Here is a 26614-nt window from a genome sequence, read left to right as displayed (position 1 = left end):
ATCAAGAGAATCAGGATCCTGGCAACAGTTATTTTGAAGATTGAGTCTACCTTTTTCCTTTTACCAGTGTAATTTCACCGGTATAGTGGTGGAATGAAATGTCAGGATAGGGCTCCCGGACATAATCATCTGTCATGCCGTGACCCGAAGCGCCTTCAAATCTGCCGGTGCCTCCCAAAATTTCCCACGGGTCCGTAAAATAGGCAATTACATCCTCCGGATGATGGTCTAAACGTCCATCCAATACCTGGCCTTCAACATGAATAAACAAGCTATCCCCGTTTGCCGCAACAAAATATCCTTTCATGTAACCGCTCGGGCCGGGGTAAATTCCGGAAACCCAATCGTTGCAGAATTCAAAATGATGTGTAATTTTTCCCATATGGGTAGCGGTTCCTTCGCCTTCGCCATAAATCATCATCCAAAATTGTCCGTTTTCAGGATCCCATTCTCCACATATTGGATTTGGGCCGGTTTCTTCCAGGAATGTATTGACAAAATTGGCTTCAAATGGTAGAGTAACCGTAATCGGTTGGGCGCTTTTCAGATTTACTGCGGATAAGTCTTCGTCAATGATGTCGGATTCGGAACACATCACTGCGAGACCCATGCCTGCCAATAAAAACATAAGTTTTAACAATGCTTTCATAGTCGTTAATTTTTGGTTTAAAATGTCGGCTTGAAATCGATTTAATCCGATATACAAGTTCTGAAGAAAGAGCAAGCGACATATAGGAAGTATGTTCTGAGTAGCTTAAAAATTGACGAATTGGTTTAAGTTATGTTGTGATGAAGATGAAAAGGAGAAAGTAGATTTAGAGTAATGCCTGGCTGATTATACGAGGCTTGACGACTTTGCCGATTCGATGAAGGCCATGTCGACAACGCGATGGGAGTGGCTCGTTTCCTGGAACGTATATGCCGGGGAAGGAATTTTCCGTCTGTCGGAGAGGCTGGAGGATGTCGATCTGTGGATCCTCGATTTAAAAAACGTGCTGAATCAATTGCCAAATTAAGAGCAAAGCTGCTTTCTTTGTAATTGACAACGAAACAAAACCAGACATGAAACCCATAAAACGAATCATCCTATTCTTAAGTTTGGCCGCTATAGCCGCTTGCACACATCAACCCGAGAGCAAAAATTACAGTTACATCGACCTGGCGAAATTCGAAGACGGCATTCACCACTGGAACCTCTACAGCCGTATTCGCAGTACCGACCGGATAGATACTACCGATATAATCGGCATTGCCGACAACCTGCTGGCCTACCAAAATGAAGATGGTGGTTGGCCGAAAAATATCGATTGGTTGACCCTGGTTCCGCGCGACTCGGTGATCAACGACCTGAGCGAACATTATCGCCAAAGCACATTTGACAACCGGAATATTTTTCCGCAGATTGAGTACTTATCAGCGGTGTACGGGCAAAGTGGTGACGATAAATACCGCGCGGCAGCAGAAAAAGGCTTTCAGTATATTTTGAATACTGAATACCCAACAGGAGGCTGGCGCGGCTGGGATGCCGACGTTATTACCTTCAACGACGATGTGATGACCGGCATTATGGACCTACTGCTGGACGTGAAAACAAATGACCCTAGTTACGACTGGCTGCAACCCGACATGCGAACCAGGTTATTGGCCGCTTACGAGCGCGGGCTGCAGGTGATCCTGAAATGCCAGGTGGAGATTAACGGTGTGAAAACAGCCTGGTGTCAGCAGCACGACTTTGATAGCTACGCGCCGGTGCAGGGGAGAGCTTACGAACATCCTTCGGTGACAGCGCGCGAGAGTTGCGATATCATCCTGTTTCTGATGCGAATTGAACAGCCCGATTCAGCGGTGGTGGCTGCTATAGAGTCGAGCGTGGCATGGCTTGAGGCTGCGAAAATCACTGGCTACCGCTACGGCAACTTCCCGATTGAAGAGCGCCCCTACCACGAAACCACCATTGACTTTGATCGTGAATTTGTGCCCGATTCCGAGGCCCGCCCGGTCTGGGCCCGTTATTACAATCTCGAAAAAGGAGAACCCTTCCTTTCATTGCGAGACGGAACGATTGTATACGATTTGAAGGACATTTCATTCGATCGCCGGGTAGGCTACGAATGGTACGGTTTCTGGCCCGAAGCAGTGCTGAAAGCTTATCCGGAATGGGAAAAGAGGCAGTGATCTGTTTGCGGTTAAACGTGAATGTTGGCTGAAAGGCCCGGGCGACGCGTTCCCGAGGCATGGGGGACCCCTCCATTGGCAATTTTTCTGTTCCAATCGGCCAGGGAAAGCCGCCCATTGGCAAAATATTTGATTCAATCGGTAGTCTGAACTCTCCCCTCTGCAAAATATTTGAATTAATCGGCAGGAGTGACCGACCCCTTGGCAATTTTTCAGCTCCAATCGGTAATAGGATGCTCTCCTTAGGCGAAATTTCAAATTTAACCGGGCCAGGTACTGCTCCTTTCAGTCATTTGTATGCAGTTCAGTACCGTTTGATCGCTTCCTGAAAGCTTTTACAAAGCGGAATAATGGTGCTGCGCAATAAAACGAAGCCAAAATCAGGTTTTTCTATCTGGCAGCAATAAGGAGTTGTTGTCCAAACGGGAACATACCTATTTTCGATAAATTGCGTATACTTTTTCGAAAAGAAAGAGGGAGGTTAAACTATGTTGCCACAAATTGAGAAAACGCAATTCGGGAATATTACCGTTGGGGGAAAGCGATATGAATACGATATCCTGATCAGGTTAGACGGGCATATTGAAAAGCGCAAGAAAAAACTGTCGAAAGCCAAGTATGGTACTTCCCATAAAATTTCACTCGATGAGGCTGTGCAAATATACGAGGAAGGAGCGCAGGAGTTAATCATCGGAACGGGGCAGATTGGTTATATCGAGTTATCGACCGAAGCCGAGATCTTCTTTGAGGAAAAGGGATGCGCTGTCAAGCTGGTTTCAACGCCTACGGCTGTTAAAGTGTGGAATGTTCTGGAAGGAAAAGTTATTGCGATGTTTCATGTAACCTGCTAAAATAGTTCGTACTGACCGGGTGACCCGAAGGCACCCGGTCAGTTTGCTTCAACAAAAAAGGCGAAACTGTTTTGAGCAGCTCCGCCTTTTTGTATCATTCGTAAACCGTTACGGTTTCTTTTTTTCCAGTTCGTTGAGGTGTTCCATTTTTTTGCGGGCCAGGAATTCGGTAATTCCTTCCAGGTGTTCTTTGACGCGCTTGTTGCCAAATTCATATACTTTACTCACCATCCCATCCAGAAAGTCACGGTCGTGTGAAACCAGGATCAGGGTTCCGTCGAATTCCAGCAACGCTTGTTTCAGAATATCCTTGGTGCGGATATCCAGGTGGTTGGTTGGCTCATCGAGAATTAACAGGTTAACCGGTTCGAGTAAGAGTTTAATCATGGCCAGGCGGGTACGCTCGCCGCCCGAAAGAACACTCACTTTCTTGTCCCAATCTTCACCGCCAAACATGAAAGCCCCGAGGATATCTTTTATTTTGGTGCGGATATCGCCTACCGCTACATCGTCGATGGTTTGGAAAACGGTCAGCTTTTCATCCAGCAGCGATGCTTCGTTTTGCGCGAAATAACCGATCATTGTATTGTGCCCCAGTTGAACCTGGCCCTCATGTTCCAGTTCTTTCATGATGGCTCGGATCATGGTCGATTTACCTTCGCCGTTTTTCCCAACGAAAGCCACTTTTTCGCCGCGTTGAATGGTGAAGGATGCGTCGCTGAAGACGAGTTGATCGCCGTAGCTTTTCGCCACTTTTTCAGCAATTACCGGGTAGCTGCCGGCGCGGGGAGAAGGCGGGAAACGCAACTTTAAATGAGAAGTGTCTACTTCGTCCACTTCAACCAGTTCCAATTTTTCCAACATCTTTACACGCGACTGAACCTGCAGGGTCTTCGAGTAAGTTCCTTTGAAACGTTCAATGAATTGCTGGTTTTCAGCAATCATTTTTTGCTGTTCGTCGAATTGTTTTTGCTGTTGCTCACGACGTTCCCTGCGCAGTTCCAGGTATTTGCTGTAGTTCACTTTATAGTCGTAAATGCGTCCCATCGTCACCTCTATGGTGCGGGTGGTAATGTTGTCGATGAATTTCTTATCGTGCGAAATCACGATCACCGCTTTCGAGTTGTTGATCAGGAAATCTTCCAGCCATTGCACCGATTCAATATCAAGGTGGTTGGTTGGCTCATCCAACAGGATCAGGTCCGGATTCTTTAGCAGAATTTTAGCCAGTTCGATTCGCATTCGCCAGCCACCGCTAAAATCGGTGCTTGGGCGGTTGAAATCTCCGCGAAGAAACCCGAGTCCGATCAAAATCTTTTCAACTTCAGCATCGAAATTAATCTCTCCCTGGCTATAGAGTTTTTCGCTGAGCTCTGAAACCTGTTCAATAATGTTGCTGTATTCCTCCGATTCATAGTCGGTACGAACGGTCAACTGATGGTTGAGTTCGTCCAGCATGGTTTGCATGCTCAGCACATCACCGAAAGCCTGCGAAGCTTCTTCAAACAAGGTTCGGTCGCTGTCGGCCATCAGGTGTTGAGGCAGGTAGGCAATCACCGCATCTTTTGGGGCTGAAACTTTTCCGCGGGTTGGATTTTCGACTCCCGCCATTAACTTCAGAAGGGTCGATTTTCCTGCACCGTTTTTCCCCATCAGGGCGATGCGATCTTTTTCGTTCACCACAAATGAAATATCCTTAAAAAGGGTTTGTCCGCCAAACTCCACCGTCAATCCGTCTGCTGAAATCATGCTGTATTTTTTTTAAATCGCGGCAAAGATAATTAAATGGCGGACAGCAGGAAGCGATTGTAACCGCACATTGCACGCGTTAATTATGAAATTTCCCGATCGCTGGTTCCGGTTGTAAGAAAGGAGACCAGGCTTTTTATCCCGCATTCAACCATGGTGGCAACAGCTGTGTCGGTATAAAAGGCAATGTGCTGGGTCATGATCACATTCGGGAATTGGCGGATGTACGCCATGTCGCGGTTGCTGATAATGTCAGTTCGCCGATCGAGGTGGTAAATGCCGCTTTCATTTTCGAATACATCGAGCGCCATCGCTCCAATTTTATGATTTTCAATTGCGTCAATCACGTCACTGAAATTCATCAACTCGCCCCGGGAACAATTGATCAGAATGACCCCTTTTTTCATCTTGTCCAACGATGCCTTGCAAACCATTCGGTAGGTGCTTTCCAACAAGGGAACGTGATAGCTGATCACATCAGCTTCGGCATAAAGTTGATCTAAAGGCATGTACTGCACCTGATCGTTGATTTTTTCGTTGATTCGGTTGCTGGATGCGATGAGCCGGCATCCGAAACCGGATAAATTTTCAACGACCTGCGCACCGATGTTGCCGGTTCCGACAATCCCGATAGTCAGGTTTCTCATTTCTTTTCCCTGAAGGCCGAAAAGGGAATAATCGTTGACATTGGCCCGCCACATCGCTTGCTTATATTTTCGCAACGACATCAATATTAACATTACCGTATAGTCGGCCACCCCGTTCGGATCGTAAAAAGCATTGCTGATGCGAATTCCCGTTTCTTTTGCGGCCTTTAAATCGATGTGGTTGTAGCCAACTGTCCGGGTTGAAATGAAATCAATCCCGCTTTGCTTGAGTTTTTGCAACAAGTCGGCATCTAAATAGCTTTGGCCAAGAATACTGATGGCTGATGATCCTTCAGCTAATTTTAAATTGGAGGTTGAAAGCTTTTCAGGATGGCAGCTGATGTCTATTCCACACTCATCGGCTAACCGGTTAAAATAAGGAGCTTCATCTTCCCGGGCTTCAAATACAGTAATTCGGATCATCATTATCTATTTTCGGACAAAAATAGCAGGATATTTGGCGGAGAAAACTGACATTGTCTTCCTTTGATGAAAAACAGCAGAATGTTAATGCCATCAGAAGAATAGTTGCTTTTTATCGAAAGATTTATGTTGAAGATCGAATAAGTTACCGGAAGCGGTATATTTGCGTCTTTAGGACGAAAATGCAGATAATCAGGTTGACTGAAACTTCTCTGAATTGAATCTTCGGTGGATTTTGTGAACCCGATTGAATAATATTATATCTTTGTGTGCGCAAACATTTTGAACATTGGAGCTAAGTTATTGCCTGTTGATCGTGTTTTTGTCGTATTTATTAGGAATCTTTGTGAAGTATGGATCAGTTTAAAAATATAAGAATAAAGGATGTCGCAGAATTGGCCGGTGTTTCGGTCGCTACTGTTGACCGGGTATTGCACAAGCGCGGTAAGATATCGGAAAAGGCCATGACGAAGGTGATGGAAGCTTTGGAGAAGACCGGGTACAAACCCAATTTGATTGCCAGTACATTGGGGTCCAATAAGGTTTTTAAGATTGCTGCTATGTTGCCCAATCCGGCATTGGACGATTATTGGAATCAGTCTGGTTCCGGGATATTTAAGGCGACAGAAGAATGGGCGCAATATAATGTCCGCATCGAACCGTTTTATTTCAATTTATACGATAAAAAGTCCTTCCAACAGGTATCGCAAAAAGTAATTGACTTTAAGCCCGACAGTGTTTTGCTGGCGCCGGTTCATTACCACGAAGCACTTGATTTCTTTGCTGAATTGAAAAAGCTGGAAATTCCCTATGTCATTTTTAACACGAATATTCAGGAAGCTGATCCGCTCTGTTTTATCGGGCAGGATTTGTATCAAAGCGGAAGGGTAGGAGCAGAGATGCTGGCCACTAAGCTGGGGAAAAAAGGGAACATTCTTGTTTTGCACATCTACGAGGAGACGGAGAATGCCATACACGTAAAGGAAAAGGAACGTGGCTTTCGTGATTATTTCGCCAATAATAATTTGAATGATTTCACGATAGAATCATTTGAGTTCCCGGATTTTAATGATGCCGTTTTTATTCGCGAATTGCAACAGATTTTGAGCAAACAACAGGTGGACGGAATCTTTGTGCCTACCTCGAAATGGACGCACCTCACCGCTTTGGTTTTGGATAAAACAGGGCAGAAAGATATCGCTTTGGTTGGTTACGACTTACTGAAGGATAATATTCATTACATGTACGAAGGGATTATCAATTTTCTGATCCATCAGAATCCCCGGAAGCAAGCAGTTAAGGGAATCGGATACCTGGTGAATTATTTGTTGTTTAAGAAACAACCGCCTTTAAGTGATCTGTTCCCCTTGGAGATTATTACCCGCGAGAATATCAAATCATACATTCATTCCGACTTGAATTGATAATCTGAATACGATATATATTGAAATGAAAAAATCCGGGTTTTGCCCGGATTTTTTATTTGTGTTAACTTCTTATTTTGTGTCCTTTTAAAGCGTAATAAAGGATGTACAGAAAGCAGGGAATGCAGACCCAATAAGCGTTTTGAGCTCCAAATGAATCTTTTGCGAAGCCATATATTGTAGGAATCAAAGCACCACCCACAATGGCAATTACCATTAATGATGATCCGGCTTTGGTGTATTTCCCTAAATCGGTCATGGCCAAAGGCCACAAGGCAGGCCACATCAATGAACATCCCACGGCCATAAAGGCGATAAACCAAATTGAGATATCTTCCGGGGTGAACACGACCATGAAGGCTCCGAAAATTGCAAGGATTGAGCAAATTAAAAGAGCAGTCGCCTGGTTGATGTATTTGGGAATAAAGATAATCCCACAGATATAACCAATCACCATTCCGACTGGTGCGATCCAGGCATATAGTTCAGCATTTGGGAGATTAATACTTTGGGCATAGTCAACCAGGGTACTCAACGAAATTGTTTCAACCCCAACGTACAGGAACAGAGCGAGTACACCCAGGAGAAGGTGCGGAAATTGCCAAACCGATGTTTTGGAGGCTGCGTAAGCACATTCATCGGCATCATCTTCATCTTCGCCAACAGCTTTTACCTCAGGAAGTGGGGCAAAATAAGCCAGTACTCCGAGTATTAGGAATATACTGATGATGATATAGAAGGGCAGGTAGATATCTGAAAGCTGCACATTTTCAACACTTTTACCAATAACCAACGATAGGAAAAGAGGTGCAACCGGCCAAGCCAATTTGTTGGCAATTCCCATAAAGCTCATGCGTTTAGCAGCACTGTCAATGGGGCCAAGAATTGTGATGTACGGATTAACCGAAGCTTGAAGAAACGCGTTTCCCATACCACTTATAAATGAGGCTAATAAAAACAGCGGCAGGCTTTCCATACTTGCTGACGGCAGATAGAGTACGAAGCCAACAGCAAACATCAGGAATGAGAGCATCATGGTATTTTTGTAACCGATTTTCCCGATGACGAGGGAAGCTGGGTAACCAAAAATCAGGAATGCGGAAAATGTTGCGGCCAAAATAAGGTAAGACTCTCCCGACGATACATGCAGGGAATTTTTTAGCAGGGGAATCAGGTAACTGTTAATTCCCAAAGCGAAACCAATTGCAAAGAACATAACTCCAACCACGAGCAATGCTATCACAATCTTGTTGTTCTTTTGCGTCATAAAAAATTGAATTAGTGTTTGTTATTGAAACTATTTATCTGATTATTATTCAACCGGAAACAAGTTTTGTCGCTGTTTGAGCGCTTGTTTATTCTCGTTAACTGTGGTAATATAGCCAAAATCAATGCTGGAGTATGTGCTTGGAATGAATAATATGTGTGCGGACACATTTATTTAATATGGACCACTTTCTACGGAAGAAATTACGGGGTTTATTAAAAGATGATTTGTGCACTGGTCGGGCCTAAATTGTGATCAATGAATAAGTAAGCCGGTAATTTTTTATATTTTTGACCCTTCTCAAAACAAGCAACAATGGTATTCAAAAACAGCCTATTTATTCTTTTTGTTCTTTCATTTTTGTTCGCGCAGACAAGTCTGTACGGACAGGAAAAGCAAACTTCAAAACCGCGATTGGTACTGGTTATTAATGTGGAGCAAATGCGCAGCGATTATTTGGCTCGCTATGCCGATAAATTTCAAAATAATGGTTTCCAGAGGCTAGTAAGCAGGGGAGCGGTTTGCTCAAATGCCAGTATGAATCTGCATATTCAGAAGTGTATTACCGGGGTTCCAACCTTGTTTACCGGGTCTTATCCCGATCGTCACGGCATTATAAACGAGACATGGCTCGATCGCCTGAAGGAAAAAGAAGTGGACGCCTTGGCTGACGATAACTATATAACAGTTGGAAGCGACTCCAAAGAAGGCCAGCTTTCAGCGAGGCATTTACTGAGTCCTACTTTGGGCGACGGACTAAAGTTGAGTACAAATGGTCAATCGAAAGTTTTTGCCGTTAGTTTGAATGACTACAGTGCTGTTTTGTCTGCCGGTCATGCTGCCGATGGTGCATACTGGCTGGATAACCAGACTGGAAATATGATTTCAAGTTCCTATTATATCGATCAGTTTCCGGGGTGGGCATTCGATTTTAATAACCAGCATTTGGCCGAGTCCTATGCAACCAGGGATTGGTCAACCTTAATCCCGCTCAGCAGCTATAGTGCTTCCGTGGAGGATGACAGCCCTTTTGAGAAAGGTTATTTCGACAAATGGCGCACATTCCCATACGATTTGAAAAAGTTAATATCGAATGAAGGAAGCTACCGAATTCTAAAAACAACGCCATATGGAAACCGACTGATAAAGGATTTTGCAGTTAACCTGATTGACCATGAACGTTTGGGGCGTGATGAGAATCCGGATTTGTTGACGATCAATTTTTCGTCGATGGACTACGCGAACAGTATTTTTGGACCCTCGTCTGTCGAAATGGAAGATGTTTATTTAAGACTTGATCAGGATATTGCCGGGTTATTGGACTACGTAGACAACGAGGTTGGGCTTGCCAATACATTGGTTGTGCTGACTTCTTCCTGTTCATCGTCTTATTCGGCCGATTTTCTGCAACAAAAGTATAATATGCCGGCAGGCCACGTTTCTCCTGAAAGTGTGGTGGCGCTACTGAAATCGTATTTGAATATTACTTACGGCCAAGGCGACTGGGTAGAGTTCGTGATGGATCAGCAGATTTATATGAACAGGGCTCTAATTGAAAAGCAAAAAATACCGTTGAATGAATTCTTGACCAAAGCAGCATCATTTATCAATCAGTTTGAAGGAGTTAAAATTGCTCTTCCTGCTACTGGCTTTGAGCAAGGTGACTATGCTACCAGTTTACTGACGACCATTTCAAAATCATTCAACGCCAAACGGTCTGGTGATATTCTGTTTATGTTGGAAGACGGATGGCAACCGCAGTTTAAATATCGGAAAGTCGTTTATACTGACAACAGCCGAATTCCGATGATTTGGATGGGAAATGCTATCAAGGCTGGGCGTAACCGCGAAAAGGTTGATGCAGTGGATATGGTTCCGACCATATTCGATATTCTTGGATTTGATATTCCGCCACATTGTGAAGGAAGAATTATTCAGGAAATTATTTGGTAGTCAAACCGCATTCACTTTCCGGAAAATAAAAGAGGATGTTCCATAAAGAAACATCCTCTCCAAAAAATCAAACATTATAGTTTGTAACGCTGCTCTTAGTTAACGCCTGTTCTGGTATCCCAATACATTTGTTGGCCCCACAGGCGGTCATCTACCTTGCTCCAGAAAGTTTGAATATTTGCCGTGTTTAGGCTATACTCGGTATTTGGATAAGGTTGACGGAATGGTGGACGGTTGTGTCCAGAGTAAGATCCATCAGGTGCCGGGCTTAACAACGGCACATCTGTACGGCGGTTTTCAGCCCAAGCTTCATGTCCGTTTTTGAATAAAGAGATCCATTTCTGCAGATAGATTTGATCTACATCGCTGTACACAATATCTGATTGTGTCAGGTAAGTGGCAATATCGTCAGCTGCAACTTCATTTTCTTCCATCGATGCAGTGATTCCTGCTTCATATGCTTCGGCGGCAGTTGTTCCTGTTGCCCATCCGTTAGCAGATGCTTCTGCAAGAATAAAGCAAACTTCAGCATAGTTCATGAAAGGAGAGAAACCATCAGCTTCGTCGCGGAAGCGTGCTCCGATACGAGAGATTTCACTCATTGTAAAGTTATCCTGGTCATCACCAACAACTACACCGCGGTATTCGCCATCGGCAGCGGCAGGGTGCGCATAAATTGGCAGACGAGGGTCGTTGAACGCTTTCAATTGATCGATGATTACATCAGCCATACCATGGTCGTCACGGGCAGAGATATCCTTATTGGAGTAGAATGGCTCGTAGTAAGGATTTGCTCCCAACCAGTGGAAATACGCATTATCATCGTTTGAGCTGATAATCGGATAAGTTGACGGAGACGCAATGATTTCTTCGACTACCGATTTAGCAGTCGCAGGCTCTACGTTAGAAAGACGGATAGCCATACGCAGACGCAAGCTGTTTGCGAATTTTTGCCACAATTCGGTATCACCCCCAAAAAGTAAATCGCCACTGCCAATATCGTCAGAAGCTCCTTCGTTGAACAAGTCGTTCGCTTCTGCCAAAAGATCCATCACTGCAGGGTAAATATCTTCCTGCTCATCATATGAAGGTGAAAGTACACCTTCTGTAGCACCCAAAGCTTCAGTAAAAGGAATGTCTCTCCAGCTGTCGGTTGCGATTAACCAGATGTATGCACTCCAGGTTTTAGCAACAGCAGTCATGTTGGTAGCACCTTCAGCTTCGGCTTGCTCCATGACAACCGCTAAATTTTGCTGGTTGCGATAGATTGTTGTAAAGTAACTGCTGAAAGTACCTTCACGGAATTCGTAAATCGATTCTTCCGGATACTGGATTTTACCAACTTGGTTGGCATATCCCAGTGCTCCGCCACACACAGCACTCGTGCTAAATGAGTTGGCGGTGAAGTTTTCGATGGTATAGGCTAAAATATTAGTCGATGGTACCTCCGTTGGACTATTGGGGTTGGTGTTGATTTCTTCGAAATCGCCGCTACATGACGCCAAGGATAAGACCAGCGCCAGAGCCATATATAATTTAGTTTTTAGAAATCTAGACATGTTCTTTCAGTTTTTAAAATGAATTAAGTTGGATTAGAAAGTCACGTTAAGGCGGAAACCTAAGTTGCGGGTTGCCGGAATCTGATATTGCTCAATACCCATACCTGTCAGGCTTGAACCGAAAGCTGTTTCTGGGTCAATACCAACATCGTTACTTTTGTGTGTCCAAAGGATGGCCAGGTTACGACCAACAAATGAAATGTTCGCTGATTTCAGGAATCCTGTTTTATTCAACAAAGAAGAAGGGATGTCATATCCCAGAGTGAATTCACGCAGTTTCAAATAACTACCGTCAATCATACCTTGTTTTTCCAGTCCCCAGTAGCTTTCGTAGTAGTCCTGAGCTGAAACAACAACGTCGTTTTCGCCACCATCAGAAGTTACTACAGATTCGTCTTTCAAGACGTCTTTTCCGACAACCAAACCAACTTCACGGATATTGGATCCTTCAACACCGGCACGAGAAGCCATTTGAGCTGTTTCTTCAGTCAAACCAGCCATTCCACCGAACCAATCGGTTACAGAAAATACATCGCCGCCCCAGCGCATATCCAACAGGAAGCTTGCTGAAAGGTTTTTCCAACGGAAGCTGTTATTCCAACCACCAGTCCAGTCGGGCATGATGTTGCCAATTTCTGAAGTACTTGCAGCGGCATTTGGTAAACCGTCTGACCCAACAACTAGGTTGCCGTTAGCGTCGCGTTCAAAGTCATAACCTTTGATAACTCCGAAAGTTTCTCCCGGGATCGCTTCGATCGTTACACTACTCCATGAACTTGAAATAGAATAGCTGTCAATATCTTCGTACAGTTCGTTTACGCTGTTTTTATTTTTTGCCCAGTTCAGGGTCGATGTCCAGTTCAAGCCATCTTTCGATTTCAGGATGTCTGCGCTCAATTCAATTTCAACCCCTTTGTTTTCAATTTCACCGGCGTTGATCATTACCTTGTCGTAACCAGATGCATCACTTACATCGATCGACATAATCTGGTTTTTCGTGATCTTGTCGTAATAAGTCAGGTTCAAACCAATTCTGTTTTTCCAGAACTTCATTTCAGCACCGATCTCCGTTGAATTAACCTTTTCAGGTACCAAGTCGGTTGTTGAACGGGTTGTTGGCAGGTAGAAAGGTGTTGTACCGTTGTACGAAGTAATTGAATTGTAAGTCATACCCAATTGGTAAGGATCGGTGGCGTTACCCACTTGAGCCCAGCTGGCACGTAACTTAAAGAAAGACAAGAAATTTGATTTGATGTCCAACGATTCTGATACTAACCAACTAGCTGTTACCGAAGGATAGAAGAATGACCATGCTTCCTGTGGCAGGGTTGAACTCCAGTCGTTACGTCCGGTTACGTCCAGGAATAAGTAGTTGTTGTATGAGAATGACAGCGAACCGAATGCAGAGTTCGAACGCATGTTGCTCTCATTTTGCGACACGGAAGGTGTACCGTTAATGTTGCTAATTGTATACAAGTTGGGTACTGTAAGTGATGAAGCACCAATGTATGAATAGCGATAGTGATAGTCGCGATAGTTTGCACCGAATGTACCGGCCAAGTGGATGCTTTCACTCAAATCTTTGTCGATGCTCAAAATCAAATCTGCATTTAACTCGTGTGAATAGTTTTCAGATTGACCAAATGAACCACCAGACTGAATACCAATTGATCCGTCAGCATTCACTGATTTACGACGGTTGGTGTAGGTGTCGATACCTACACGACCTAATACATCTAACCAATCTGTTAATTTGTAGTCTGCTGACATGTTACCGAAAAGGTGATTTTTCAGCATCGAGTTGGTATTGTTGTAAACTGTCCAGTAAGGGTTATTGTGGTAGTTACTGTTCCAGTTATATGGATTACCGTCCTGATTGTAAGTATTCCAGTTTTCTTTCAGCGATTGCATATTCACCTGGCGACCGAACCAACCACCAAGCGACTGCATCACGTTATTGGTTGAATACCCTTGTCCTGGCAAGTTGTCTGATTTAGATTGGGTGTACGTTACAGATCCCTGTGCCGTGAATTTGTCGTTTGGAGTGATAGATCCGCTGAGACTGGCTGTCGTTTTATCCAAATCGGTGTTTGGAATAGTTCCGGTGATATCCTGACGGGACAAGAACAAACGAGTTGAACTTGTTTCGTTTGACGTTTGAACAGCCACGCTGTTGTCATAAGTCACTCCCGTTTCGAAGAAATCTTTTACGTTGTCAGGTTGAGAAACCCAATCGGTAGGCTGGTAAACACCATCTACAACCGGGCTGTCAAATTGGGCGAATTTCAGACCGATATCCAAACGAGGTCCCCAACTTTCATCCATGTAGTCGTAAACACCACCACCATTACCATCAACGTAGGTAAATGAGTTATCAGCTGACCAGTCCTGGTAGCTTTGGCTGGTACCAGAGTTGTTGTACATGTATTCAGAACCAGAGTAACCCTGACCATACTTGTTTTGGTAGTTCGGGATTACGTAAGCATCGCTGAAAGTAATGCTGGAATTCAATTGTACTTGCATTGCGCCGGCTCCTTTAGCTTTCTTCGTGGTAATCAAAATAACCCCGTTGGCAGCATCCATACCGTAAAGTGCGGCGGCGTTAGCACCTTTCAAAATGGTGATAGACTCAATGTTTTCAGGTGCAATATCAGAAGCACCGTTACCGTAGTCAACGCCACCCCATTGGCTCACACTTGAAGCGTAGTTGCGAATTGGTACACCGTCAACCACGAAAAGTGGTTCGTTGCTTGAGAAGGAACTGTTACCACGAATTGTAATCCGTGACGAACTACCAATTGCACCCGAAGCGCTTGTAACTTGCACCCCGGCTACTTTACCGGAAAGCGAGTTTACAATGTTTTGGTCTTTGGCTTTAGTCAGTTCATCTCCCGATACTTCCTGGACAGCGTAGCCCAGTGCCTTTTTCTCACGAGAGATACCGAGTGCTGTTACCACAACTTCGTCAACAGCTACGTTGTCGGACTCTAAAACTGCATTAACCACGCTTTGCCCATTAATGGCAAATTCAGTAGTTTTCATACCGACGAACGAAAATACCAGAGCTTCCCCTGTCGCAGGGATTTTCAAGTGGTAATTTCCTTCCATATCGGTGATTGTGCCCAGGGTTGTTCCTTTCAGGGAAACTGATGCACCCGGAATAGATAAGCCATCTTCAGCAGAAGTGACTGTTCCGGATATCTCCTTGGTTTGAGCGAGGGCAAACTCAAACAATAGAAACAGACATAGGAATAGCGATGTCAATCTTTTCATAAAATTGAGAATTAAAAGTTACTATATGTTATTACTTCCCGTTTTTACCCGAAAAACGAGTTCATTATTTTGATGGGCAAAGTATCAAAATGATTAAGTAGTCGTTTTTATTTCGACTTATTGACAAATTTGTCTAAAGATAGTTGCTGAAAAGCTGCTAAAAGTCATGTTTAGCTTTTAAGATGTGAAAGTCTTATTTCTGCTTGTTTTTTCAGATGTAGTGTTGGTTAACTTCTAAAAGATAAGTTGCTGAAAATAAGTCAATATCTGTTTGCTGTTAGTGACTAGGAAGATTGTTAAAATAAAGTTAAAGTTTCAAAATATTGTAAAACAATGCAAAATTGTTTCAAAAGTTGCTTTTTACGTTAATTTTTCTTTCAGATCGATATTATCGTTAGTGCTGGGGGTAGGTAGGACAATCCGGAGTTTTAGATCGGGAGAAGGTGTTTTGTTGTTGGACTCAGTAGCAGTTAGTTCGTGCGCATTTTTAGATATCGGGCTACATTTTATTCTTTTGATAGCTTGAGTTGTTATGATCAGCTTTTGTGGCAAAATAATCAACTAAGATAATTAGCGGATTCAGCTAGTGAATTATGCTGTAACCTTATTCCTTCACATTTTTTAAGAAAGAAGCAATTTTGAGAAAGATATTCCGGAATTCGCGGTCAATAATTTCTTTGTTGTTTTCGCTTGTCGGAAATGGCGATATGTGGTTATAAGGAAAAGGGAAATCGTGAATGTCTACCGGAATGGGAATATCTCGTGCAGCACCTTGCAGTGTGTTGATAATCTCATAGGACGGGATTACCTCATCTTGCTTTAGCCCGATAGCCATTAAATCGTCACTTACTTTGCGGAGCAGCTCTTCCCTAAACTCCCTGTTTTCATTATAATTGAGCATGGCATGGAAAATATGCCCCTCTTGGTGAGGACCTTTTATGTAATGGTCCAGGTGTCCGTCTTTTTGCGTATGCTTTTCAAAATGCTCTATCAAGTACGAATATAAAGCCACGTTGGCTTCGCTATCGAGTATGAATTTTGAAACCGGCGATAAGCGATTGAAAACAGGGCCGCCGCAAAATAAACACAGTTTTGAGTCACTGAAATATCCTTTGGGATTTGTGAGTTTTAAAATCTGAGAGAGCAAGCAGCCAATGGAATAGGCGACCACGTGAAAAGTAGTATCGGCTTTCAATACGGGATGGTCGCCGGCGCGAACAAGATCGATAAATCGAATGACATCGTAGTAACTTTGTAGGCCTGACCAGATAAAACGTTGCGGGCGACTGTGCAAGCGCATGCTGATGGCAACATTGGTCAATGACGAGTTCACGATATTGGGAAACATTTGTTGCCTTTTTGTGCTCATCTTAAACATTTTGCGTTTGTCGCTCCAAATAGAAAGCGTTCGGTTCATGTGAAAAGCCATTGGGAAGAGAATAATCGGGGAGCCGGTACTTTCAGCCAAAAACTGGGCCCAGGTCAGGTATTTGTCCCAGTTTTTCTCGTTAAATCCATGAAACAGAAAAATAGCCTGATTTGATGGTGCTTTTCCTTTGGGGACGAACAGCAGATACTCGAACTGCTTGTTTTCTTCAATGTCAATATCTTTAATCTGGATTTGATTGTCGATTGTTCCAATGTCGTGAAAGAAGTTTTGTGCTCCGTCAAAGCTTTCGCCATGGGCTTTGCAGTTGTATTCACCCTTGCCGGGCAGCAAATCATGCGATTCTGATTCAAACTTTAGCCGTTGGATTTCCAACTCATCCAGTTCAATTCTGCTCGTCTTTTGCTTGAGCTTTTCAATCAATTCCTGATATGCTTCCCGGTATAGTTTCATAGGGCAATTTTCTTCTGATTATTGCAAATTTGGGGCCTGGAGAATGTGATAATTCTCTTGAGGAGTCCTTGGTTTTATGAATGGGAAAAATAGTGAATTTAAAACGGCTGCCGGTTAAACCAGTGTTATTCCCTTGCAACAATTGATGCAAAATGAGCTCTACAAAATGCCAACCGTGGTCGTTGAAATGAAATGGAAGCGCTTGTTTTATTTATTTTTTTTGTAAAGTTCGCTGCGAATCGGTTCTGACGGATTCAAACAAGTACGTTTTGACAAGGGCTGGATCGATATCTTCAGGCCTAAAGCGGTTTTTGCAGAAAACTTCTTTTCTCTCTACCTTTCCCCAAGGTGCCGATGCCAGCCAAATAAAACAAATATGGGAATAAACGGGAAATAAGGAAGATTATAGGATCGTTTTTCCTTAAAGTAGGGAATGCAATCGAGGATAGGTTCGCGCAGCTATTCAATAACAGCCAATTCGTTTTCCGGAAGAAAGTCGAGAAAGTCTTCGTCTGATTAAAACTCATTGGCTGCATTTTACTCATCTCTAATGATTTCAGAATGTGTGCAGTGCTCCCGGTTATTTAATTCCGGAAGCAGCGTCGTAATCGAAGTAGAATGTCAATTGACCGTTAACCGGTTGGATATAGGAAGACGGTAATTTATCGAAGCCTTCAAGTTTGTTGAATATTTCGCTGACCCGGTCAGTTTTTGATTTTCCGGTTACTAAGAAACTAATGGCTTTGGCATTGTTGATCACTTTTCCGGTGAGGCTGACTCTTTTTTGTCCGGATTCGGGGTGAATCGCTACCGCACAAATATTCGGATCATTCAGCAGGTGGATCTCATGGGGGAAGATTGATGCGGTATGTCCGTCATTTCCCATTCCCAGGATGATCAAATCGAATACCGGCCAGCCGTTGTGCGATGGCAAAAATTTCGAAATTTCATCGATATAGGCTTTGTTCGCCTCTTCCGGCGACCATTCACCCATCACTCGGTGGATATTTTCTTCCGGCATTTCAATTTTCCCCAGCAAATGATCTACTGTCATTTTGTAGTTGCTCTGCTCATCGGTTGGAGCAACGCAACGCTCATCACCCCACCAGAAATGAATTTTATCCCATGCCATCTTTTCGGCATAGTTTTCAGCGAGGATATCAAACAAAAGGGCAGGAGTGGATCCGCCGGATAGGGCAACGTGGACCGCTTTGTTGGCTTGTTGAACGAAATCGTATAAATCGGCTGCAAATGCTTGGGCAACAGCCTGCGCATTGGCGTATTTTTTTATTTTGGGTGAAGTCATCTGCTGTGTTTCTCAATTAAAAAAATGAAAGCCTGATTGCTCAGGCTAATTTGTTAAAGTTCGCAGTAATTGCCGTCGTCAGACAGGTTTTTACATGGATAGCGCCAGGTGCCGTCTTCAACCAGTTGGTCGGCCACATCAGGCCCCCACGTTCCTGCCGGATAGCCATACACCGGAACCTCTGGATTATTTTCCCAGGCATTTAAAACTGGCTGCACGTATTCCCAGGCTTTCACGACGGCATCGCCACGGGAATACAAGGTCGCGTCGCCCTGCATACAATCCAGTAACAGGCGCTCATAAGCTGATGGCAAATGTGTATTGCGCAAATCATCGTAGTGGAAATCCATATTTACGGTTTGAACATTGAAGCCAGCTCCCGGAACTTTCATGCCGAATTTCAGCAGAATGCCTTCGTCAGGTTGAATACGGATAACCAATTGGTTGTTGGTATGCTCATAACTTCCATCGCTGCCGAAAAGGTGATGTGGAGTCTTCTTGAAATGAATGACGACCTCGGTAACCCGCGTTGGTAATTTTTTGCCGGTGCGAATGTAAAATGGAACACCGCTCCAGCGCCAGTTGTCGATAAAAAACTTCATCGCCATAAAGGTTTCTGTGCGGCTTTCAGGGGCAACTCCCTTTTCTTGCCGGTACCCTTTCACCAAGTCTCCTTTAATGTGCGATTCAATATATTGGCCACGAATAACATGGTTCTGAACATCTTCTTCCTTTATGGGGCGCAGTGATTGAAATACTTTTAGCACCTCGTTTCTAATCGCGTCTGCTTCCACCACAACCGGCGGTTCCATAGCTACCATTCCCACAAGCTGCATCAGGTGGTTTTGAACCATGTCGCGCATGGCACCTGAAGAATCATAATAACCACCGCGTTCTTCAACACCCAGACTTTCTGCAGAGGTGATTTCAACATGGTGAATAAAATTATGGTTCCAGATTGGTTCGAAAATACCGTTGGCAAAACGAGTCACTAACATGTTCTGAACGGTTTCCTTGCCTAAATAGTGGTCGATACGATAAATCTGATCTTCGTTGAAATAGTTCAGCAGGTTCTTATTGAGTAGCTTGGCTGACTCCAGATCTGTTCCGAAAGGTTTTTCAACAATCAGTCTACGGAATCCGTCATCCGTTTTGTTTAAGTCTACACTTGCTAAGTTGGCCGGAATAATTTCGTATAATCGCGGAGGCGTTGACAAGTAGAAAATATAATTCTCGGCAATATCGTTTTGTTTGGCAATCGTGGTCAAACGATCCCGCAAGACCGGATAGTCATAAGAATCCTCCGTAGCAAGTGGTTGATAATAGAGCATTTTCAGAAATGCTTCAACCTCTTTTTGCTTTTCTTCAGACTTAGGGAGGAACTCCATCATTTTTTCACGAAATGACTCATCCGATAATTCGGTTCGGCTGACACCAAGAACCGCAAATTGCTCCGGTAATAGCTTTTGTCTGTATAATTCGTATAATGCGGGAATTAATTTTCGTTTGGTCAGGTCGCCCGAAGCGCCAAAAATGACCAATATTTGTGGTTTTGTTTGAATCATGATTTCCAGTATTTCTCTAGTATTATTTTCTGAAACTGAATTGAGTTTTTCTTTTTTGGGAACCGTTGAAGAACGGTGAACTCAAAAATAGTAAAACAGTTCGTGACCATAAACAAGTTTTGGCGACTTATGTTTGTGGATTTTTAAACAAGAATTGGTGCTCACTGTTGAAGCGTCAAACAAACAATGAGTTGTCCGGCGATCATTCGCTGATAAATTTTGAATTCCAAGGTCGAATTTCCGTAAACAGTCGTTGTTAGTGTTCCCGGTTCTGTCTCACTAATTTCAATCTGTTCTGTGAAAACTAAGCCGGGAATGCCAGCAGCTTTATATGCTGCTTCCTTGATACACCAAAACAAGCCGGCACCATTGGGAATACGCTTGGCTAATGCCGATTCTTCACGACTGAGGTATTTCTTTTCTACTCTGGCAAAGTCGCGTTCGGCATCTTCAATATCCAGTCCGACCATGGTTCCGGGGTGTAGAAATATTCCGGCTAGTTTAGCTGAATGACTAATGGATACCGACTGATATAATTGATGGTTGATGCCAGGTTTCCCGTTCGAATCGCGTGTAATGAGTTGTGGAGAACAGTTTGCATTGCGGAGAAGTTGCTGAACGGTTAACCACTCTCGTTGCCTTTTGGGGTGTGATATTTTCAAATAATCAGCATTGTCTGCGAATTCTTGTTCAAACTCCTGAAGTTCCTCCGGCGTTTCAGTCATTTCCCAAAGGAGCAGCAGTCCATTGTCGATGTTGCAATGTTCAATAAAAGGCATTTGCTGAAGAGTTTGATAGTTCTGATTTGGATGAATAACGATAGTATGACGGATTTAGTTCCATCTGAATGTTTCAATTAAATGAATAACGTCAGGTTCCAGAAAGTCGATTACAGGCTGAATACTATCGATGTTTGGAATTTCACGGATGTAAAAGGCGCCTCTTAAAAAGTGTGTGGTGCTGTCGGTTAAATAAAACTGGAGCGGCGACGCTGCATTTCCTTCGATGTAATAAATCGTTCCGTAGACATTTTCAGCAGGGTTGAGGAACAATTTCTCGTTGATTGCATCGGCTTTGATGGTATGATCGTAAGCCAGTTTGCGCGACTCCTCGATGTGGTGATTCAGATCACCGAAAAGAGTCAGGTAGGTTAAATGAAGATCTGCTTTATTCTTCGGCGTTACAACATTTACCCATTCGGTGTTTGACCTGGCGTCTTTTGAGTAGGCGATTTTCGAATAGTCGGCTATCTCGAACGAGTACGGCAACTTTTGGTCGGACAGGTGAAATGATTTCTCGGGGAAATTGATTCGAAAATAGCCCCGTGGTTTAGGAATATAACTTTCGTTGCAGGCCGTGAAAAATATAAATGCAATCAGAATGAATACCAGTTTCTTCATTTAAATCTCCCCAAAGCTTAATTAATCTCTACTTTAATTTTCTTAATCCTGCGGTGATCGACGCCGTCGATTGAAAAAATGAAATTCTGGCACGATATCTTTTCATTTAATGCGGGAATTTCCCCCTTCAATTCAAGGATTAAACCAGCCAGTGTATCAGCATCACCTTTGTAATCGTCGAATACATGATCGTTTGAGCCAGTGATTTTATAAAAGTCGTTCAATAATATTTTGCCGTCAAACAGGAATTTGTTATCAGCAATTTTGGTGAAATAATTTTCGTCTTCATCAAACTCATCAGCAATTTCACCGACAATTTCTTCCAGAATATCTTCCAATGTTACAATGCCCGAGATGCCACCATATTCATCAACGACGAGGGCCATATGAACCTTGTTCTTTTGAAATTCTTCCAGCAGATCATCGATTTTTTTAGTCTCAGGAACATAAAAAGGAGGTCGAATGATCGATTGCCAGTGAAAGTTCTCGCGGTTGTTGATGTAGGGGAGCAGGTCTTTGATATACAGAATTCCCCGGATATTGTCGAAGGTTTCTGAATAAACCGGAATTCGTGAGTAGCCTGTATCGTTAATCAGGTTGATCAGCTTGTCCAGCGACTCTTTGATGTCGATTGCCTCTACATCGACCCGGGGGCGCATAATCTCCACCGCATTTTTATTGCCGAATTTGACAATACCTTCCAAAATATCCTTGTCTTCCGAAATTTCATGATCGTCCGTCAACTCCAAAGCTTGCGAAAGTTCATCAACCGAAATGTTTTGGGAATGTGTCTGTATTCTTTTGTTTACAAATGAAGTTGAGTAAATCAGGATTGCATTGATGGGCCTGAATATGCGTTCCATAACATTCAACGGGATAGCCATAATTCGGGCAACACGCAGCGAATGACGGGTCGCATATACTTTGGGAATGACTTCTCCAAACAGCAATAAGAAAAAGGTGATAACGATAATCTGAAAAATGAATCCAATAGTTGGTGCTTTCGAAAAGTCGACCAGCATTTTGGTTGTGTAGGTCGAAAGAATGACGATTCCAACATTGACAAAATTATTGGCTACCAAAATGGTGGCCAATAATTTTTCGGGATTCTCCAGATTTTGCAATATAAAATGGCTGTTTTTCTCCTTTTGGTTGCTCAGTTTTTGCCGATCTTTAGGGCTGATCGAAAAATAAGCGACTTCAGATCCTGAAATGAGAGCAGACGAGATTAGCAACAATGCGATTAAAACAAGGCCAATGATGGCTGAACCTGTCAAGGGGAGAAAATACACTTCCCACGGCAGAGAAAGCAAATGGGGTAAAGGGTCCGTTTCCAATTAGTCAAAATTTTGGTTACTAAAATGGCAGATCGTCCTCGTCGGAGGAACTGAAATCCGGTTCATTGACCGATTCTGCCTTTTGATTTTGAGGTTCCGAGGCTTGATGTCCTCCAGATGATTGTCCCCTGGGAGTTAACATTTCCAGGATATCAGCATAAATCTCAGTTGTATAGCGTTTGTTGCCTTCTTTATCATCCCACGAACGAGTCCGGATTCGGCCCTCAATATACAATTTATCTCCTTTGTTAACGTACTGCTCAACGACTTTTGCCAGCCCCCTCCAAACAACGATGTTGTGCCATTCGGTTGTTGTTACTTTTTCTCCGTTTTTAGCGGTGTAACTTTCAGAGGTTGCCAACGAAAAGTTAGCTACAGTCACGTCTTTATCCAAGTGTCTTACTTCAGGATCCTGTCCTACATTGCCAATTAGAATAACTTTGTTTACTGACATAGTTAAATGGTTTTTAAATTAATAACATCCAATTTACAAAATTCGACAGTGAATGTTTGTGTGTAAGTGTCAGAATTTCATGAATGTAGCTGTTCTCGTGGTGAACCTACCTGTTTCGCACTACGAACGGCTCAAAACCAATTAAGCTGTGTTAGTTTTTTCTCAACTGGTTTTGGAACAGCAAAGTTAAAAATATCTTTTTTATTCACTTCGATCAAACCGGGAAGGAGGCTTTTTTTATTCTTTAATTGGATTTGAATAAACCGGTAATGGATATGTTGATGACTGAGGACTTGTTTTCCCCAGCCGCTTACTTCTTCGACGAGATCCGTTTGCGGATTGTAAAGGGAGCTAGAGCCGTTCAGAACTTGATCGATCTCTGTTTTTTCAGAGGTCTCTATCATCGGAAATTCATAAAGGTTTTGCCAAATGTCGTTGGCTGTACGCTTTTGGATATAGGCACTCGTGCCATTCGAAAGCAAAAGATAATTAAAATAACGATGCTTAATTTTAATTTTCCCTTTTTTGACTGGCAATTGGTCGACGATGTTTTCTTTTAGTGCCAGGCACCAATCATTGAAAATACAATCGCCACACTTCGGTTTCTTAGGTGTGCATTGTAGCGCCCCAAATTCCATCATTGCCTGGTTGTGATCTCCGGGATTCTTCTGGTTCAGGATTTCGTTGGCCAATTCATTAAATTGTTTCCTCCCTTCGGTGCTATCAATGGGGGTGTCAATTCCAAATAAACGGGACAAGACTCTGTAAACATTACCATCGACCACGGCATGTGGTAGGTTAAAAGAAATAGAGGCAACAGCCGCTGCAGTGTATTCTCCCACTCCTTTTAAGGAGAGTATTTCTTTATAGTCAGAAGGGAAATTGCCGTTATAAACTGTACTGATCGTTTTGGCCGTATAATGAAGATTTCGGGCACGGGAGTAATATCCTAGTCCCTGCCACAATTTCAATACCTCATCTTCGGTTGCTTCCGCCAATTTTTCAACCGTTGGGTAATTTTCAACAAAGCGTTTAAAATAAGCCAGTCCTTGGTCTATTCGGGTTTGCTGAAGAATGATTTCGGACAGCCAGATAATATAAGGATCAGATGTTTCTCTCCACGGGAGGTGACGTTTGTTTTGTTCGTACCATCTCCTTAATTTCGCCTCTAACCCCACAAAATGCTCCATAACTATTTAGAATCTACGTTAATTGCAAAAATAATTCATTTCAGATGTTTCTAGTTCTTAAATAATTTTTATTTTTGCACACCATTTGATACGATTTTATAATTTATTGAAAACTAAATAATTTTAGAGATGACTAAAGCAGATATTGTTAACGAAATTAGCAAGAACACTGGTATAGAAAAAGTGACGGTGCAAAAAGCTGTTGAAGCTTTCATGGAAACTGTAAAAGATTCATTGACTGAAGGAAGAAACGTATACTTACGTGGATTTGGAAGTTTCATCGTAAAGAAAAGAGCTGAAAAGACTGCACGCAATATTTCAAAAAATACAACAATCATAATTCCAGAACATTTTATTCCGAGTTTTAAACCGGCTAAAACGTTCGTGTCACAAGTTAAAGACCAAGTAAAAAAATAAGTTATGCCAAGCGGAAAAAAAAGAAAAAGACATAAGATGTCGACGCACAAGCGTAAGAAGAGACTACGTAAAAACAGACATAAGAAGAAGAAATAGGTTTTACTTTAGGTAAGACTATTTCTTGGCTGTTGGTTAAACCTAAAGTACAGAGTGCTTTAGGTTTAATCCGTTTTATAAGTAGTATTTTATACGCTTAAACTATTATCAAATTTAAGTAACGTTGTGAGTAGCGATCTGATTATTGATGTCACTCCCTCAGAAGTCGTTATTGCCTTATTAGAAAACAAACGCTTAGTTGAACTATCAAGGGAAAGGAGCGGAGCAAAATTTGCAGTTGGCGACATCTATTTAGGTAGAGTCAAGAAAATTATGCCGAGCTTAAACGCTGCATTCATCGACGTTGGTTATGAAAAAGATGCATTTTTGCATTATCTCGACATGGGCCCGCAATTTTCAACTTTAAACAAGTTCATGAAAATTGCCAGTTCAAAAAAGAACCGTATTTTTTCGGTATCAAAAATTCACTCCGAGCCCGATATTAACAAAGAGGGCAAGATAACGGAAGTGTTAAAAGCAGGCCAAAACATACTGGTACAAATTGCCAAAGAGCCAATTTCGACCAAAGGCCCCCGGTTAACATCAGAATTATCGATAGCGGGAAGAAACTTAGTGTTGATGCCATTTAGTGAAAAGGTTAGTGTTTCACAAAAAATTGGCTCAACCGAAGAAAAAAACAGGCTGAAGAAGCTGATACAAAGCATTAAGCCGAAGAAATATGGTGTTATTGTCCGAACCGTTTCTGAAGGGAAACGGGTTGCCGAATTAGACCAGGAACTGAAGAAGCTGGTCGCTAAATTTGAAACGATCTTTCAAAAACTCAGGAAGGCTAATGCGCCTTCACTTATAGTCGGTGAAATTGATCGGACAACAGCCTTATTGCGAGATATTTATAGCCCGAACTTCAATAGCATTATTATTAATGATGCTGAAGTTGCAGATGATGTTGCAGAGTACCTTGGTACAATCGACCCGGAAAAGAAGAAAATTGTCAAGCTGTATAAAGGCGGACAACCAATCTTCGAACATTACGGGATCGAAAAACAAATTAAGTCGTCCTTTGGAAAAACAGTTTCGTTTAAAAACGGGGCCTATCTGATTGTCGAACACACGGAAGCATTCCATGTAATCGATGTGAACAGCGGAAATCGTTCGAAAGCCGGTGTGGATCAGGAGACCAATGCCCTGGAAGTGAACATAGCTGCTGCCGAAGAAATAGCACGGCAATTGAGGCTGAGAGACATGGGCGGAATTATTGTAATCGATTTTATCGATATGCATCATTCCGAAAACCGTCAAAAGGTTTTTGAACGCATGAAGGAGGCGATGGATGTTGACCGCACCAAACACAACATTTTGCCATTGAGCAAGTTTTGTTTGATGCAGATCACCCGCCAACGGGTTCGCCCTGAAGAACATGTAGAAACAGCAGAAGTTTGTCCTACATGTAAGGGTACCGGAAAGGTGACGCCTACGATTCTCTTCACAGATGAACTGGACAATAAAGTCAATTACATTTTCAAAGATTTGAATAAAAGGAAATTGACACTAAAAGTTCATCCGTATGTGGCCGCCTTCCTGACAAAGGGATTTATGTCCCAACGCAGGAAATGGGCTTTAAAGTTTTTGCGAAAAGTCGCAATAGAAGAAGTAAACTCCCTGAGTTTTCTCGATTATCATTTTTTCGATGAAAACATGGAAGAAATAATACTTTAATAAATGTAAAT

The 26614-nt window shown here is 42.8% G+C and carries 20 protein-coding genes; 6 read left to right on the top strand and 14 right to left on the bottom strand.

Annotated features, from left to right (window positions below):
• Positions 1–46: 46 nt before the first annotated feature.
• Positions 47–649, bottom strand: coding sequence for a hypothetical protein (locus tag GJV22_RS02060; protein WP_163707971.1), 603 nt, complete (start codon positions 647–649; stop codon positions 47–49).
• A gap of 413 nt (positions 650–1062) precedes the next feature.
• Here GJV22_RS02060 and pelA point away from each other — a divergent pair, with 413 nt between their 5' ends.
• Both pelA and GJV22_RS02050 read left to right on the top strand, forming a co-directional pair.
• A complete protein-coding gene (pelA, locus tag GJV22_RS02055; RefSeq protein ID WP_163707968.1) occupies positions 1063–2175 on the top strand; it encodes a pectate lyase in 1113 nt (370 codons plus the stop codon).
• A 488-nt stretch (positions 2176–2663) separates the two neighbouring features.
• Positions 2664–3026, top strand: a complete 363-nt coding sequence (locus tag GJV22_RS02050) for an MTH938/NDUFAF3 family protein (RefSeq protein WP_163707965.1) — start codon at positions 2664–2666, stop codon at positions 3024–3026.
• Between the two features lie 108 nt (positions 3027–3134).
• Here GJV22_RS02050 and GJV22_RS02045 read toward each other — a convergent pair whose 3' ends face one another.
• Complete coding sequence (locus tag GJV22_RS02045; RefSeq protein ID WP_163707961.1) at positions 3135–4775, bottom strand: ABC-F family ATP-binding cassette domain-containing protein; 1641 nt, start codon at positions 4773–4775, stop codon at positions 3135–3137.
• A gap of 83 nt (positions 4776–4858) precedes the next feature.
• Positions 4859–5848: a D-isomer specific 2-hydroxyacid dehydrogenase family protein gene (locus GJV22_RS02040; protein ID WP_205461721.1), complete on the bottom strand. Its 990-nt coding sequence runs from the start codon at positions 5846–5848 to the stop codon at positions 4859–4861.
• Positions 5849–6198: 350 nt separating this feature from the next.
• Here GJV22_RS02040 and GJV22_RS02035 point away from each other — a divergent pair, with 350 nt between their 5' ends.
• Positions 6199–7269, top strand: coding sequence for a substrate-binding domain-containing protein (locus GJV22_RS02035; RefSeq protein WP_163707959.1), 1071 nt, complete (start codon positions 6199–6201; stop codon positions 7267–7269).
• 64 nt (positions 7270–7333) lie between these two features.
• On the opposite strand, the gene gluP is transcribed toward GJV22_RS02035, so the two are convergent.
• Entirely contained in the window at positions 7334–8536 is a 1203-nt protein-coding gene (gene gluP / locus GJV22_RS02030; protein WP_205461720.1) for a glucose/galactose MFS transporter, read from the bottom strand.
• A gap of 315 nt (positions 8537–8851) precedes the next feature.
• Here gluP and GJV22_RS02025 point away from each other — a divergent pair, with 315 nt between their 5' ends.
• Complete coding sequence (locus GJV22_RS02025) at positions 8852–10489, top strand: alkaline phosphatase family protein (RefSeq protein ID WP_163707957.1); 1638 nt, start codon at positions 8852–8854, stop codon at positions 10487–10489.
• Positions 10490–10584: 95 nt separating this feature from the next.
• Here the strand turns inward: GJV22_RS02025 and GJV22_RS02020 are convergent, their stop codons facing one another.
• The 10 genes from GJV22_RS02020 to mutY all read right to left on the bottom strand — a co-directional run bounded on the left by GJV22_RS02020 (position 10585) and on the right by mutY (position 24413).
• Positions 10585–12048 carry a SusD/RagB family nutrient-binding outer membrane lipoprotein gene (locus tag GJV22_RS02020; protein WP_163707954.1) on the bottom strand — a complete coding sequence of 488 codons (1464 nt, stop codon included), beginning with the start codon at positions 12046–12048 and terminating at the stop codon, positions 10585–10587.
• Positions 12049–12081: 33 nt separating this feature from the next.
• Complete coding sequence (locus GJV22_RS02015) at positions 12082–15321, bottom strand: SusC/RagA family TonB-linked outer membrane protein (RefSeq protein WP_163707951.1); 3240 nt, start codon at positions 15319–15321, stop codon at positions 12082–12084.
• A 604-nt stretch (positions 15322–15925) separates the two neighbouring features.
• Positions 15926–17161: a DUF6051 family protein gene (locus GJV22_RS02010; protein ID WP_163707948.1), complete on the bottom strand. Its 1236-nt coding sequence runs from the start codon at positions 17159–17161 to the stop codon at positions 15926–15928.
• Between the two features lie 580 nt (positions 17162–17741).
• Positions 17742–18467 (bottom strand): 6-phosphogluconolactonase, encoded by a 726-nt coding sequence (gene pgl / locus GJV22_RS02005; protein WP_163707945.1) that lies wholly within the window; start codon positions 18465–18467, stop codon positions 17742–17744.
• 53 nt (positions 18468–18520) lie between these two features.
• Complete coding sequence (gene zwf / locus GJV22_RS02000; protein ID WP_163707942.1) at positions 18521–20032, bottom strand: glucose-6-phosphate dehydrogenase; 1512 nt, start codon at positions 20030–20032, stop codon at positions 18521–18523.
• 161 nt (positions 20033–20193) lie between these two features.
• Positions 20194–20811, bottom strand: coding sequence for a 4'-phosphopantetheinyl transferase family protein (locus GJV22_RS01995; RefSeq protein WP_163707939.1), 618 nt, complete (start codon positions 20809–20811; stop codon positions 20194–20196).
• Between the two features lie 54 nt (positions 20812–20865).
• On the bottom strand, positions 20866–21432 hold the full coding sequence (gene gldD, locus GJV22_RS01990) for a gliding motility lipoprotein GldD (RefSeq protein ID WP_163707937.1): 567 nt from the start codon (positions 21430–21432) through the stop codon (positions 20866–20868).
• A 17-nt stretch (positions 21433–21449) separates the two neighbouring features.
• Positions 21450–22769, bottom strand: coding sequence for a gliding motility-associated protein GldE (gene gldE / locus GJV22_RS01985; RefSeq protein ID WP_163707933.1), 1320 nt, complete (start codon positions 22767–22769; stop codon positions 21450–21452).
• 19 nt (positions 22770–22788) lie between these two features.
• Positions 22789–23223, bottom strand: coding sequence for a single-stranded DNA-binding protein (locus GJV22_RS01980; protein ID WP_163707932.1), 435 nt, complete (start codon positions 23221–23223; stop codon positions 22789–22791).
• A gap of 131 nt (positions 23224–23354) precedes the next feature.
• On the bottom strand, positions 23355–24413 hold the full coding sequence (mutY, locus tag GJV22_RS01975; RefSeq protein ID WP_163707927.1) for an A/G-specific adenine glycosylase: 1059 nt from the start codon (positions 24411–24413) through the stop codon (positions 23355–23357).
• A 129-nt stretch (positions 24414–24542) separates the two neighbouring features.
• Between mutY and GJV22_RS01970 the strand changes: the two genes are divergently transcribed.
• Positions 24543–24830 (top strand): HU family DNA-binding protein, encoded by a 288-nt coding sequence (locus tag GJV22_RS01970; protein WP_120272359.1) that lies wholly within the window; start codon positions 24543–24545, stop codon positions 24828–24830.
• 222 nt (positions 24831–25052) lie between these two features.
• The gene (locus tag GJV22_RS01965) at positions 25053–26603 is read left to right on the top strand and encodes an Rne/Rng family ribonuclease (protein ID WP_163707923.1); all 1551 of its coding nucleotides are present in this window, start codon (positions 25053–25055) and stop codon (positions 26601–26603) included.
• Positions 26604–26614 lie beyond the last annotated feature (11 nt).

It is taken from the genome of Mangrovibacterium lignilyticum, assembly GCF_010882175.1.
In the GTDB taxonomy this organism is placed as follows: Bacteria; Bacteroidota; Bacteroidia; order Bacteroidales; family Prolixibacteraceae; genus Mangrovibacterium; species Mangrovibacterium lignilyticum.
This window is presented reverse-complemented; position numbering and strand designations above follow the sequence as displayed.

Coding starts and splice junctions, on each gene's coding strand:
- GJV22_RS02050 (WP_163707965.1), top strand. CDS start 2,664: ATGTTGCCACAAATTGAGAAAACGCAATTCGGGAATATTACCGTTGGG.
- GJV22_RS02035 (WP_163707959.1), top strand. CDS start 6,199: ATGGATCAGTTTAAAAATATAAGAATAAAGGATGTCGCAGAATTGGCC.
- GJV22_RS02040 (WP_205461721.1), bottom strand. CDS start 5,848: ATGATGATCCGAATTACTGTATTTGAAGCCCGGGAAGATGAAGCTCCT.
- GJV22_RS02020 (WP_163707954.1), bottom strand. CDS start 12,048: ATGTCTAGATTTCTAAAAACTAAATTATATATGGCTCTGGCGCTGGTC.
- GJV22_RS01970 (WP_120272359.1), top strand. CDS start 24,543: ATGACTAAAGCAGATATTGTTAACGAAATTAGCAAGAACACTGGTATA.
- GJV22_RS02015 (WP_163707951.1), bottom strand. CDS start 15,321: ATGAAAAGATTGACATCGCTATTCCTATGTCTGTTTCTATTGTTTGAG.
- pgl (WP_163707945.1), bottom strand. CDS start 18,467: ATGACTTCACCCAAAATAAAAAAATACGCCAATGCGCAGGCTGTTGCC.
- zwf (WP_163707942.1), bottom strand. CDS start 20,032: ATGATTCAAACAAAACCACAAATATTGGTCATTTTTGGCGCTTCGGGC.
- mutY (WP_163707927.1), bottom strand. CDS start 24,413: ATGGAGCATTTTGTGGGGTTAGAGGCGAAATTAAGGAGATGGTACGAA.
- GJV22_RS02060 (WP_163707971.1), bottom strand. CDS start 649: ATGAAAGCATTGTTAAAACTTATGTTTTTATTGGCAGGCATGGGTCTC.
- GJV22_RS02045 (WP_163707961.1), bottom strand. CDS start 4,775: ATGATTTCAGCAGACGGATTGACGGTGGAGTTTGGCGGACAAACCCTT.
- gluP (WP_205461720.1), bottom strand. CDS start 8,536: ATGACGCAAAAGAACAACAAGATTGTGATAGCATTGCTCGTGGTTGGA.
- GJV22_RS01995 (WP_163707939.1), bottom strand. CDS start 20,811: ATGCCTTTTATTGAACATTGCAACATCGACAATGGACTGCTGCTCCTT.
- GJV22_RS02025 (WP_163707957.1), top strand. CDS start 8,852: ATGGTATTCAAAAACAGCCTATTTATTCTTTTTGTTCTTTCATTTTTG.
- pelA (WP_163707968.1), top strand. CDS start 1,063: ATGAAACCCATAAAACGAATCATCCTATTCTTAAGTTTGGCCGCTATA.
- gldD (WP_163707937.1), bottom strand. CDS start 21,432: ATGAAGAAACTGGTATTCATTCTGATTGCATTTATATTTTTCACGGCC.
- GJV22_RS02010 (WP_163707948.1), bottom strand. CDS start 17,161: ATGAAACTATACCGGGAAGCATATCAGGAATTGATTGAAAAGCTCAAG.
- GJV22_RS01980 (WP_163707932.1), bottom strand. CDS start 23,223: ATGTCAGTAAACAAAGTTATTCTAATTGGCAATGTAGGACAGGATCCT.